A 12,283-nucleotide genomic window follows, 5' to 3' on the forward strand; every position below is an offset into this window, starting at 1 on the left:
GTTACTCCTTAATTCAATACTTGTGCTGCTGTAATGTAAGCCAATTTATATACATCCTCTGCAGAACATCCACGTGACAAATCGTTAACTGGTGCATTTAATCCTTGTAAGATTGGTCCGATTGCTTCAAATCCACCTAAACGTTCAGCGATTTTATATCCTATATTTCCAGCTTCTAATGATGGAAAAACAAATACATTTGCATCCCCTTGCACGACTGCTCCTGGAGCTTTTTTGGCTGCTATAGCAGGAACAATACTTGCATCAAATTGCAATTCACCTTCTATCGCAACATTTGGTGCTAATTTTTTCGCAAGCTCTGTTGCTTTCACTACTTTTTCTGTTTCCTCTGATTGTGCAGAGCCTTTAGAAGAAAAAGATAGCATTGCGACTTTTGGTTTTATTCCGAAGGCTGCAGCAGTTTTCGCACTTTCAACGGCAATTTCAGCCAAATCTTCACTTGTTGGAGCTATTGTAATTGCACAGTCTGCAAATACATAACGAAGTTCGTCTTTCACCATAATAAAAGCCCCGCTTGTTTTAGAGATACCGGGCTTTGTCTTAATAATTTGAAGTGCAGGTCTCACCGTTTCAGCAGTTGTATGTGCGGCTCCGCTTACTAACCCATCCGCTCTATTTGTATACACAAGCATTGTCCCAAAGTAATTAACGCCTTTTAAAAGCTTTCTCGCCTCTTCTTCCGTAGCTTTCCCTTTACGTCGTTCTACAAATGCCTGTACTAGATCGTCTATTTCTTCATACGTTTCAGGATCAATGACTGTCAGATTTGCAGGAAGTTTTTTAGCAGAGCCGATTATTATCGGTTTTATTATGCCTTCTTCTTGAAGTTTTAACGCTGCTGCGATAATCCGTTCATCCGTTCCCTCAGGCAACACAATGGATATATTGGCATTATGTAATTTATCTTTTAACTCTTGAAATAAATCTGCCATTTACAGCACTCCTTCGATCGATTTTGATAGTTCAAGCATACACGACTTTGTCACACATTGTCATGCGTAAATACATGCTAAACGGGAAACTTTGGCGGTTGTATGATACACTAAAAATGTGAAATTTTAATTAAAAGGAGTGTCTTACTCAATGAATGAAGCAGCAATTACACTAGATGGTTGGTACGTTTTACATGATTTCCGCCAAATGGACTGGGCATCATGGAAGCAGGTTGATCCAGAGCTTCGTAAACAAGCTACGGATGAATTTGTAGCATTCCTAGATGAATTACAACAAGCAGATGACGCAAAAACAGGCGCACATGCATTTTACACAATTGTAGGTCAAAAAGCAGATTTCATGTTAATGACATTACGTCCAACAATGGATGAGCTTCAAGAACTAGAAGCAAGATTCAATAAATTAACAATAGCGGACTTCACGATTCCTGCTTATTCATACGTTTCAGTAGTAGAATTGTCTAACTACCTAGCTGGTGAATCTAACGAAGATCCATATCAAAATCCACATGTACGCGCACGTTTATATCCAGAGCTTCAACGCTCTCAATATATCTGTTTCTATCCAATGGACAAACGTCGTGACGGTGATGACAACTGGTACATGCTACCGATGCAAGAACGTAAAGACTTAATGCGTAGCCATGGTTTAATAGGTCGCAGCTATGCTGGTAAGGTAAAACAAATTATCTCTGGTTCGATTGGATTTGACGATTTCGAATGGGGCGTAACTCTATTCTCAGACGATGTTCTTCAATTTAAAAAGTTAATATACGAGATGCGTTTTGATGAAGTAAGCGCTCGTTATGCAGAATTCGGTTCATTCTTCACTGGTACTATTCTTGCAGGCGAAAAACGTTCAGAGTTTTTTAATATTTAATTGATGGAAAAGCTGCAGCTAGTGCAGCTTTTTTTATTTGGTATGTATGCATTTCGGTATGATGTTTGATTTCCCTGCATAGTGTAGTGTAGGAGGTGATGCGTTGGCGGTAATTCAATACAATGAAAACCAATGGGATTTACTTGCAAGGCTAATGCGTGCTGAGTCAGAGGGTAAGGCAATCTCGGAATGCTAATGGTCGAGAATGTTGGAGCGAACAGAGTTCGTGTTGACTGTCTAGATTTCAAAGATATCCGTAATTTGGAAGACATAGTTTTTCAAAGTTCTGGTAGATTTGAAGCAACACAACGCGCACGGGATTCTGAAAAAAGACTAAGACAGGTTATTGACGGCGAACGCTTTCATCCTGCAGAACGCTCATTATGGTTTTTTGAGCCCCCTGGCGAATGTCCTGTTAGTGGTATAACCAATGGAATACCGGACGTTATAAAGCACATTGCTTTTTCTCACCTTCAGCTTCAGATTGTCCAAATATCTAAAAAAGAAAGGATGTATGAATGGTTCAATATTACTGGTACCCTGGAGGCTATGCTCAACCCCAACCACAACAACAGCAACAAATGACCGCACCACCAGCTCAACCACCCACACCCGCAGCCGCTCGTGAGGAACAATCCTACATTGAAAACATTTTAAGAATGAACAAAGGAAAGCTTGGCACCTTTTATTTTACATTCGAGAATAATAAAGAATGGAACGCCAAAGTAATTAAAGGTTACATCGAAGCTGCTGGTCGAGATCACGTCATCCTTAGTGATCCTAGCGGAAAAAGATACTTAATGCTTCTGATTTACTTAGATTACGTAACATTTGATGAGGAAATCAATTACAATTTATAAAATGAAAAGCTTATCCAATTTCGCGGATAAGCTTTTTAATTTGAGCACCTTTTAGTTGCTTTGGGATTCGTGTTGGTTGCTTTGGAATGAAATTGGTTGCTCTCCAATTTTGACTGGTTGCTTATATTCACGAATTGGTCGCCCTTATCCAAATTATAGGAAATCTCACATTAAGTGAACTCTTTACTATGAGAAATGGTCTCGGTTTTAACAAAATTGGTCTCGGTTATACTGAAGTTGGTCTCGTTCTAAAACTAGTTGGTCTCGTTTACAGATGAATTAGTCTCGTTCTGCCATTTTCTAATAGTTTCTAGAAAATAAATACAAGCCAAAAAATCAAAAAAAACCTGAAATTTTACTATGCATTTTGTGAATTTTTAAATTATGATAACTAACAGGGAGGGAATTAAATGGATATTTTCTTAGCATTTTTACCTTTAATTTTTTGGCTTTTGGTTTTTGCAGGAATAATTATCGCCATTGTTCGGGCTATAAAAAGATCGAATAGAAATAGAAATAGTGATTCAGGAAGAAGAATAATAGAATTGGAAAAAGAAAATAAACGACTTAAAGAGAATAAAAATATATAATAAATATGGAAAATTAAACGGGTCAGCTCATTTAAATGGGCTGTTTTTTGTTAAAAAAAAACACCGCTTAAGGCGGTGTTAAAGTGAATTTTAAGAGGAAATTCAACTAAGAGTTTAAAGTTTTACTGTTTAACCTGTCTTTTCAATACATAACATTTATTATTAACTTGCATACTTTACTGCTGCAACGATTAACAGAATCCAACCAACTAAAAACGCCACTCCACCGATTGGTGTGATGGCACCTAGAACACTAATGCCAGATAAACTCAGCACGTACAAGCTTCCGGAGAATAAAATGATTCCTACTAAAATAAGATAGCCTGCTGTATTCAACGAGGATACATAACCGATTAATTTATCACTCATCAAAATACCGATTGCCACTAGTGCAAGTGCATGAAACATTTGATATTGTACTGCAGTTTCCCAAATAGCTAGATATTTTTCAGATAATCTTTCTTTTAATGCATGTGCACCAAATGCGCCTAATGCTACTGCAAGAAATCCATTTATTGCCCCTGCAATGATAAATAGTTTCAACTAAATCTCCTACTTTCTTTTAAAAATCAAATAATGAGTATCCATTTGCATCGTCTTCTTTTAACACATTCGATTGAGCATTAATATTGGGAGTTGCTAAAACTGGATTAGTAGCAGGAGGTAAAGTTGACGAGGAATCTAACACAACGTCACATAATGCGCGAATTGCACTTAATGCCTCTCTTGTCGATGATTCATTACTATCCATTTTCGCTTTATATAATTGCTTTTCTATTTGATTTAATATTTGTTCACTAGCTATCATCTCTTATGCCCCTCCTCTTGCTTAGGTTCAAACTTCAAGCACTCCATACCGGATGAACGCTTAACCAGAGCCGACGGCAACTCTTGCGTTTTAAATCCATAAGCCTTACAGCCACGTGGATGTCTTGCATCCCATGTAGTAAAAAAGTGTCGGCATTTAAAACAGTTTACAGCCATTTCACTCCCCACTTTCCATTCCATATACTAGCATAATTAGAGGTAAAGTGAAACTCTATCCGTTTCCTCCACAGGTAGCTAAATGAACCATTCGGACTTTACAGGCAATTGATCTTCTGTGACCTACCTAAAGTTTTGGTGAAGGAGTCTCACTGCCCGTTAAAGTGAGACAAAAATCGATTGGCTGCTCTCCCCATGCTACTAGCTGTGCATTTATTTTGGAGTACGGCTTGCTTCCAAAAAAACCTCTGTGTGCACTGAGTGGGCTCGGGTGCGGAGCTTCTAGAATAACATGCTTGCTTGTATCTATTAATTTCTTTTTTAATTGTGCAGGTTTACCCCACAAGACAAAAATAATTGGCTTCTCTCTATCCGATAGCTTAGTTATAATGGTATCCGTGAAAACTTCCCAGCCCTGTCCTTTATGTGAATTAGCATCTCCAGCACGAACCGTTAGTACCGTGTTTAGCAATAAAACCCCTTGTCTTGCCCATTTTTTTAAATAACCACTTGTAGGAAAGGGACAACCAATATCATCCGAGAGTTCTTTAAACATATTGCGTAAGCTTGGTGGAATCTTCACTCCTGGTTTCACAGAAAAACTCATACCATGCGCTTGCCCTGGCCCATGATAAGGATCTTGACCAAGAATCACGACTTTCACTTCATTAAATGGTGTGGCACGAAAAGCACTTCCGATGTCCGCATGTGCCGGATAAATAGTATGTGCTGTGTATTGCTTGTCTAGAAAATCTTTTAGTTTTACGATATATGGCTTATTACGTTCTTCCTCAAATATTTCTTTCCAAGTTGTCATAACACATCACTCCTTAAATTCAACCTGCACATCATAATCTACCAATCCGAACATTTCTTTTACAGAGGTTGCAGCATTTTCTTCTGCAAGCTGTAATAAGCCTTGTCCTGTCGCCTCTTCAATCATCATTTGCTTTGCAGTTTCTGCAAGCTCATATGCTTCTTCTATATCCGCTTTTTCACGGAATAATCCTTCATAAGAAAAAACTTCCACTTGATCAAATAAAATTTCTGGTCCACCTAAAAATTGAGCTTTAGGTAATGTAAGTTCAGCAGTTTTGTTATTTTCATCTACTTTAATATCAGCAGCTGTGACTTGAGAAAAGTCTACTCCTGCTTTTACCGATCCTGGTACAACTACGAGTAACTGTCTTTTTGTACCTGGCAAATCAATACCGATTTCTTTTCCAAATACCGCATTATCTTGTCGTTCAATAATTACTTTTGTAAATGCTTGAGCAGTAGATAATTCATTCAAGGCTTGTACCTGCTCAAGAAATGATCCTTTGTTTTCCGTGAATGTGCTTCCTTTGATTGCCCAAAAAGCGGCAAATGGCAAAGCTGCTAATAGTAGAAGAACAATGATTGCTAAAACCATAAACGTTTTAAAACGAAGATTCGATAAAACACGCGGTATCTTCCAAAATCCAAATCCATTTCTAGTGGGACTTTCTGCAATGGTAGCAGCTGATTCTTTCTGTGCTTTTAACTCTTCTAATAGTTTTTCCATTTCACGAATTTTTTTATCGTCGTTTCGCATGTCATCCCTCTTTTCCTCTTAATCTATTACGTTTAACAGTACCGAAAAGTTTCTATATTAACAACTATCCAATACGTGGTAGGATAAAAAAAAGGAGACATGCACATGGCCGATTTACATTTTCGTGAAAAGCTAAAAAATATAGAAAAAGCTGCCAGTACGTCGAATGAAGTTCCAGAAAAGGCTAAAAATCTTGGAATGGGTTGTTTTACTTTAGGAACGATTCTATTAATAGCTTTTCTTATCTTTTTAGCATTTTCTTTATTTATAAATGGAATTCTCATAGGCTCTAGTATTAGTTTTTTCATTGCAATTATTTTAGTATTTGTTTTAATTAAACTATGGACTGCTCCGAAACTACCTTAAACAAAAAAATGGTCTAATCTGTTATAATGAAAATAATTATATATTGCAAAGAAAAAGGAGAAATACACCATGTCTATCAAAAAAACATTAACGATTGCAGGCTCTGATACTTCAGGCGGGGCTGGAATACAAGCAGATTTAAAAACGTTCCAAGAGCATGGAACATACGGTATGAATGTATTAACTGTTATTGCAACGATGGATCCTGACAATGGATGGAGCCACGGAGTATACTCTATTCCCGTAGAGGAAATTAAGCGTCAAGCAAAAACAGCATTATCAACAGATGTTGATGCTATAAAAACAGGTATGTTAAGTACAGAAGAAATTATCGAGACTGCTGGTAATATTATTGAAGAATCTGGCGTAAGCAGTGTAGTCATCGATCCGGTTATGGTTTGCAAAGGTGAAGATGAAGTGTTGAACCCTGGTACAGTGGATGCAATGATCGAATTTTTACTTCCACGTGCTTTAGTTGTGACACCTAATCTGTTCGAAGCTGGACAACTTTCAGGACTTGGAGCATTAAAAACGGTGGAAGACATGAAGGCTGCTGCTGAAAAAATTCATGCATTAGGCGCAAAAAATGTTGTCATTAAAGGCGGTAAACAATTAGCACATGAAAAAGCGGTAGACTTGTTCTATGATGGACAAACTCATACACTTTTAGAAACAGAAAAAACGGAAACAACTTATAATCACGGTGCCGGTTGCACATTCGCTGCTGCAATTACTGCAAACTTAGCAAACGGTATGACTGTGTCGGATGCAGTTTTCGAAGCAAAAGAATTTGTTTCTGCAGCAATTACTCACGGTTGGAAACTAAACCAATACGTTGGACCAGTTCTTCACGGAGCAAAAGGTCAATTTGGAGCACCAGAAGTTACTACTACTATCGTTTAATATTATTTCAAATTTCTCGCAAAGTCTCTTTAGCTTTGCGAGTTTTTTGTTTTGATCATTTATAGCTTAATCATTCGCTTCAAAAACATTTTTTCATTATACTAATAAAAGACAGTATGCTAGGAGGATATTAAAATATGGAACTTGTGAATGTTGAACGATTACAAGAGCTTTTGAATAATTTTGCAAACGAAGATGTTTATATACATTTAGAAACAACAAACGGTGCTTATGCTACTCATTTTAATGAGAATGTTTTTAATGCAGGTGCTTTTATCCGTAATGTGATCATTCGTTATGAACTTGGAAAAGTGGCTGGTGAGGCTCCTCATCGAGTTGGCTTAAAACTTCCACACGGATGGGTGTATGCGCAAGGAATTACGCATTTCGAGTTAGATGAGCATGGCCGATTATTAATGGCCGGCCATGATCAAAGTGGAAAGCTTGCAGTTGCACTTCAAATTAGCAGAACACCATTCACTTATTAGGAGGAAAATGAAATGACTTTACCAATGGAACGACATGTTTTGGTCGTATTCCCTCACCCAGATGACGAGGCTTTCGGTGTTTCAGGTACGATTGCTACATATATAAAACAAGGAATTCCTGTGACGTATGCATGCTTAACCTTAGGAGAAATGGGAAGAAACTTAGGTAACCCTCCATTTGCAACACGCGAAACACTACCTCAAATTCGAAAACAAGAACTTCTTGCTTCTGCTAAATCAATGGGAGTTACGGATCTTCGAATGATGGGTTTACGCGACAAAACGGTAGAATTTGAAGATGATGAAAAAATGGTGGAAATGATGGAGAACTTAATTAAAGATACAAACCCTTCTCTAGTTATTACTTTCTATCCAAACTATGCAGTACATCCTGATCATGACGCTACTGGTCGCGCGATGATACGAGCTGTCCGCCGTATGCCAGAAGAAAAACGTCCAACTGTATATGCACTTGCGTTCTCAAACAATTCACGAGAGGTTCTTGGAGAGCCAGACGTAGTTCATAATATTAAGGAATCAAAAGAAGAAAAAATGGGTTCAATGAGAGCACATATTTCTCAAACAGCTTGGATGCTCGAGGAAATGGAAAAACGATTAGCAGATGGTGAACCAGAAGCAGAAAATTGGCTTCATTATGAACGTTTCTATACGTATAATTTTAGTAAAGATTTCGAATAATAGAACATAAAGCAATCCTATAGACTTCACACATTAAATGAATTAATATGTATGAATGATTAAAGATAACGCATATTTATTCATTTATAGAAAGTTGGTCTAACGTTTTGAAAAAGTTCTCATTATCTACTTGGATTCTATTCTTACTACCTTCCATAGTAGGTGTAATATTATTTATGATTCCTTTGCCAATTGAAGGGGCAACCCAAATTCCCATTGCTTATTTTGCTAGTCTTCTTGCGGGAGTGTTAGTACCAGTTGTTCACTGGGTTTCTCTCGTAACAATGTCGATTGCAGCAATCGGTTCAGTGGTGTTTTTATTTGTTCCTAATAAGAATACATTTATCCACAATCTCTTTAAAGTAACCCCATTTTGGACTGTTACTCGTGTTGTTGGAGCAATTTTTGCTTTTATGATTGTTTTTGAAGTGGGACCAGAAATCGTTCGCAATGAAAATACAGGTGGAATGTTATTAAGCCCTGATGGTTTAGTGTCCTTCCTATTTACTATTTTCTTGTTTGCGGGATTATTACTACCACTCTTATTAAATTTCGGATTACTAGAGTTTTTTGGTACGATGATGGTGAAAATCATGCGTCCATTGTTCAAACTTCCTGGTCGTTCTGCGGTTGATGCCTTAACTTCATGGGTAGGTGACGGAACGATTGGGGTCTTGCTAACAAGCAGACAGTACGAGGAAGGTTACTACACGAAAAAAGAAGCTGCAATTATCGGTTCTACTTTTTCAGTAGTATCCATTACCTTTTGTATCGTCGTACTCGAAGAAGTGGGACTTTCCAATTACTTTATCCCTTATTACTTGACTGTTTTATTGTGTGGAGTTGTTCTAGCTTTTATTATGCCAAGAATCTATCCACTTGCCGGCAAGGAAGAAAATCATATTGACGGTCGTCCGTTAGATTTAGAGGCGGAAAAGCACCCAGAAAATTATAATGCTATTACGCATGGCTTAGAAAATGCATTGAACACTGCGAATCGTAATAGATCCATTTATAAATTCTTTTCAGATGGAATTAAGAATGTAATTGATATGTATATTGGTGTGGCACCTGTTGTTTTAGCATTCGGTACGATTGCATTAATGCTTGCGGAATATACTCCTGTCTTTACTATTCTAGGTAAACCATTTGAACCTTTGCTCATGCTATTCGGTATTCCAGAAGCAGCTGCTGCTGCACAAACGATGGTCGTTGGATTTGCTGACATGTTCTTGCCTTCTATTTTAGGTGCATCTATTGACTCTGAAATGACACGTTTCTTTATTGCGACTATGTCTGTTACGCAGTTAATCTATATGTCTGAAGTTGGTGGATTGTTACTCGGTTCGAAAATTCCTGTTAATTTTAAAGATTTAATCGTTATTTTCTTACTGCGTACACTTATTTCATTCCCAATCATTGCGTTAGTTGCACATATTTTATTCTAGAAAATTCAAAAGCAGCGAGTCCTTTTACAAGGAACTCGCTGCTTTTTTGATTGCCAATTTTTCAAGCATATCTTTCGTCATTGCATCTAAATCATATTTATACGAGAAGCCCCACTCTGCTTTTGCTGACGAAGCATCGATAGAATCTGGCCAGCTATCTGCAATCGCTTGACGAACAGGATCTACCTCGTAATTTATTGTAAATGTTGGAATAACCTTTTTAATGGATGCTGCTATTTGCTCGGGCTCGAAACTCATAGCTGTAACATTAAAAGCGTTACGATGAACTAACTTAGAGCCATCCGCTTCCATTAAGTCAACAATTGATTGAAGTGCATCTGGCATATACATCATATCCATGTATGTCTCTGCAGCAATATATGATGTGTATTTTCCCTCTTTCAATGCCTTATAATAAATCTCTACAGCATAATCAGTTGTACCTCCACCTGGTAAAGTTTCGTTAGAAATCAAACCAGGAAAACGCACTCCTCGAGTATCCAATCCAAATTTATGAAAGTAATAGTCACAAAGAAGTTCTCCCGACACCTTATTCACCCCATACATAGTTGTTGGACGTTGAAGTGTATCTTGAGGTGTATTCTCTTTAGGCGTGGAAGGTCCAAAAGCGCCAATAGAACTCGGTGTAAAAAACTGCAGATTTAGTTCACGTGAAGTCTCTAGCGCATTCACTAATCCACCCATATTTAAGTTCCATGCAAGAAGTGGCTTAGCTTCTGCAGTAGCAGATAAAAGAGCAGCCATATGAATCATCGTATCTGCTTGAAAATCTTTTGCTAACTCATGCATTTTTTCTCCATCTGTTACATCAAGAATTTCAAATGGCCCATTTTCTGTTACTACAGATGAAAGATTCCTTACATCGGTTGCCAGCACATTATCAGCGCCATACTCTTTTCGAAGTTTTATGATTAACTCTGAACCAATTTGCCCTAAAGCACCGGTTACCATTATCTTTTTCATATTATTTTTCTTCCTTTCGAAAACAAATGTATTTCTCAAGAATACAATTTTAATAAATAAAACGTTGATATAACAACGTTTTTATTAACTCCATTATACGATGTTCTTTGGTTATATACAATAAGTTAAGTTTAAAACGTTACATATAGCTTATGCAAAAGCATAAAAAATTCCCTATGACCATAAAAAAGCAGCCATATTATTGGCTGCTTTCCCTTACTTTACATTCTTTTATGAAATGACCCCAAGCTCTTTCCCTACTTTTTCGTATATAGCCAATGCCTCATCGAGCATTTCTTTTGTGTGGGCTGCAGTCGGCATGTTACGAACTCGGCCTGTGCCTTTTGGTACGGTTGGGAAGACGATAGATTTAGCGTATACGCCTTCTTCAAATAGTCGTTTGGAGAATTGTTGGGTCAGTTTTTCGTCTCCTATAATACATGGTGTGATTGGTGTTTCTGAAGCACCAATATTAAAACCTAGTTTAGATAATCCAGCTTTCAAGTAGTCTCCGTTTTCCCAAAGCTTATCGTGTAACTCTGTAGAGTCAATGATCATTTGAACAGCTGCTGTAATTGCTGCTACATCCCCAGGTGGTAGAGCTGTAGAGAATAAAAACGGACGTGATCGAACTTTTAACCAGTCAATTAAATCCTTTTTACCAGCAACATATCCACCTACTACACCGATTGCTTTTGAAAGCGTACCGATTTGGAAATCGATTTCTTTCTCTAAACCGAAATGTTTTACAGTTCCTTTCCCTTTACCTGTAACGCCTGAACCGTGTGCATCGTCGACATAGGTGATGAGATCGAATTCTTTTGCAATTTCTACGATTTCGGGAAGTTTTGCAATATCCCCATCCATAGAGAAGACACCATCTGTGATAACCATTACTTTATTGTATAGGCCAGATTCTGTTGCTTCTTTTGCTTTTGCACGTAAATCTTCCATATCCGAGTGGTTGAAAGCGATAATTTTTGCTTTTGAAAGTCTACAACCGTCAATAATAGAAGCATGGTTTAATTGATCAGAAAGAATCGCATCATTTTTGTCCATTACCGCAGAGATTGCAGCCATATTACAGTTAAATCCAGATTGATAGGAAATAGCAGCTTCCGTACCTTTAAATTCCGCAAGCTTTTGCTCTAGTTTTACGTGAAGATCTAACGTTCCATTAATCGTACGAACCGCTCCTGCACCAACTCCGTACTTGTCCACTGCTTCTTTTGTAATGCGCTTAAGCTCTGGATTCGTTGCCAGACCTAAGTAGTTATTAGAAGATAAATTTATCAATTCAGAACCATTTACAATTATTTTTGCACCGTTTGGACCTTCTACGGGGTCGATTTCGTTATATAGTCCTTGGTTTTTTAGAGCATCTAAGTTTTCTGTTAAAAAATTATTTAATACGTTTGACAAGGTCATCTTCCTTTCAAGCGAGATAGTCTTCTCTATCTTAACATGAGTAAGACAAAATATAAAAAAAACCGCTGACAAACGTCAGACGGTCAAAAGGATGCAAATTGTA

The 12,283-nt window shown here is 37.5% G+C and carries 15 protein-coding genes and 1 pseudogene; 9 read left to right on the forward strand and 7 right to left on the reverse strand.

The window, feature by feature from the left end; all coding sequences use genetic code 11:
• Positions 1-8: 8 nt before the first annotated feature.
• A complete protein-coding gene (gene pta, locus WAX74_RS04735) occupies positions 9-953 on the reverse strand; it encodes a phosphate acetyltransferase (RefSeq protein WP_336496511.1) in 945 nt (314 codons plus the stop codon).
• 151 nt (positions 954-1,104) lie between these two features.
• Between pta and hemQ the strand changes: the two genes are divergently transcribed.
• The 4 genes and pseudogenes from hemQ (at position 1,105) to WAX74_RS04755 (ending at position 3,304) form a co-directional block, all read left to right on the forward strand.
• Positions 1,105-1,854, forward strand: a complete 750-nt coding sequence (hemQ, locus tag WAX74_RS04740) for a hydrogen peroxide-dependent heme synthase (protein ID WP_336496512.1) — start codon at positions 1,105-1,107, stop codon at positions 1,852-1,854.
• A 103-nt stretch (positions 1,855-1,957) separates the two neighbouring features.
• Positions 1,958-2,354: pseudogene (locus WAX74_RS04745) on the forward strand (cell wall hydrolase).
• An 18-nt stretch (positions 2,355-2,372) separates the two neighbouring features.
• Positions 2,373-2,714 (forward strand): spore coat protein GerQ, encoded by a 342-nt coding sequence (gene gerQ / locus WAX74_RS04750; RefSeq protein WP_413788920.1) that lies wholly within the window; start codon positions 2,373-2,375, stop codon positions 2,712-2,714.
• Between the two features lie 410 nt (positions 2,715-3,124).
• Entirely contained in the window at positions 3,125-3,304 is a 180-nt protein-coding gene (locus WAX74_RS04755) for a hypothetical protein (protein WP_336496513.1), read from the forward strand.
• A 162-nt stretch (positions 3,305-3,466) separates the two neighbouring features.
• Here the strand turns inward: WAX74_RS04755 and WAX74_RS04760 are convergent, their stop codons facing one another.
• The 4 genes from WAX74_RS04760 to WAX74_RS04780 form a co-directional block, all read right to left on the reverse strand.
• Complete coding sequence (locus tag WAX74_RS04760; protein WP_336496514.1) at positions 3,467-3,847, reverse strand: DUF423 domain-containing protein; 381 nt, start codon at positions 3,845-3,847, stop codon at positions 3,467-3,469.
• A gap of 19 nt (positions 3,848-3,866) precedes the next feature.
• Positions 3,867-4,112: a YwdI family protein gene (locus WAX74_RS04765; RefSeq protein ID WP_336496515.1), complete on the reverse strand. Its 246-nt coding sequence runs from the start codon at positions 4,110-4,112 to the stop codon at positions 3,867-3,869.
• A gap of 303 nt (positions 4,113-4,415) precedes the next feature.
• A complete protein-coding gene (locus WAX74_RS04775) occupies positions 4,416-5,105 on the reverse strand; it encodes a uracil-DNA glycosylase (protein ID WP_336496516.1) in 690 nt (229 codons plus the stop codon).
• Between the two features lie 6 nt (positions 5,106-5,111).
• Complete coding sequence (locus WAX74_RS04780; RefSeq protein WP_336496517.1) at positions 5,112-5,864, reverse strand: DUF4230 domain-containing protein; 753 nt, start codon at positions 5,862-5,864, stop codon at positions 5,112-5,114.
• 105 nt (positions 5,865-5,969) lie between these two features.
• On the opposite strand from WAX74_RS04780, the gene WAX74_RS04785 reads away from it, so the two are divergent.
• The 5 genes from WAX74_RS04785 (at position 5,970) to WAX74_RS04805 (ending at position 9,768) form a co-directional block, all read left to right on the forward strand.
• Entirely contained in the window at positions 5,970-6,230 is a 261-nt protein-coding gene (locus WAX74_RS04785) for a hypothetical protein (protein WP_336496519.1), read from the forward strand.
• Positions 6,231-6,299: 69 nt separating this feature from the next.
• Positions 6,300-7,133 carry a bifunctional hydroxymethylpyrimidine kinase/phosphomethylpyrimidine kinase gene (gene thiD / locus WAX74_RS04790; RefSeq protein WP_336496521.1) on the forward strand — a complete coding sequence of 278 codons (834 nt, stop codon included), beginning with the start codon at positions 6,300-6,302 and terminating at the stop codon, positions 7,131-7,133.
• A gap of 137 nt (positions 7,134-7,270) precedes the next feature.
• Positions 7,271-7,621 (forward strand): YojF family protein, encoded by a 351-nt coding sequence (locus WAX74_RS04795; RefSeq protein WP_336496522.1) that lies wholly within the window; start codon positions 7,271-7,273, stop codon positions 7,619-7,621.
• Between the two features lie 12 nt (positions 7,622-7,633).
• Complete coding sequence (gene bshB2, locus WAX74_RS04800) at positions 7,634-8,320, forward strand: bacillithiol biosynthesis deacetylase BshB2 (protein WP_336496523.1); 687 nt, start codon at positions 7,634-7,636, stop codon at positions 8,318-8,320.
• A 107-nt stretch (positions 8,321-8,427) separates the two neighbouring features.
• A complete protein-coding gene (locus WAX74_RS04805) occupies positions 8,428-9,768 on the forward strand; it encodes a YjiH family protein (RefSeq protein ID WP_336496524.1) in 1,341 nt (446 codons plus the stop codon).
• A 24-nt stretch (positions 9,769-9,792) separates the two neighbouring features.
• Here WAX74_RS04805 and WAX74_RS04810 read toward each other — a convergent pair whose 3' ends face one another.
• Positions 9,793-10,752 (reverse strand): L-threonine 3-dehydrogenase, encoded by a 960-nt coding sequence (locus WAX74_RS04810; RefSeq protein WP_336496525.1) that lies wholly within the window; start codon positions 10,750-10,752, stop codon positions 9,793-9,795.
• 231 nt (positions 10,753-10,983) lie between these two features.
• On the reverse strand, positions 10,984-12,174 hold the full coding sequence (locus tag WAX74_RS04815) for a glycine C-acetyltransferase (protein ID WP_336496526.1): 1,191 nt from the start codon (positions 12,172-12,174) through the stop codon (positions 10,984-10,986).
• Positions 12,175-12,283: the final 109 nt, after the last annotated feature.

The sequence above is a fragment of the Psychrobacillus mangrovi genome (assembly GCF_037104765.1).
Taxonomy (GTDB): Bacteria; Bacillota; Bacilli; order Bacillales_A; family Planococcaceae; genus Psychrobacillus; species Psychrobacillus mangrovi.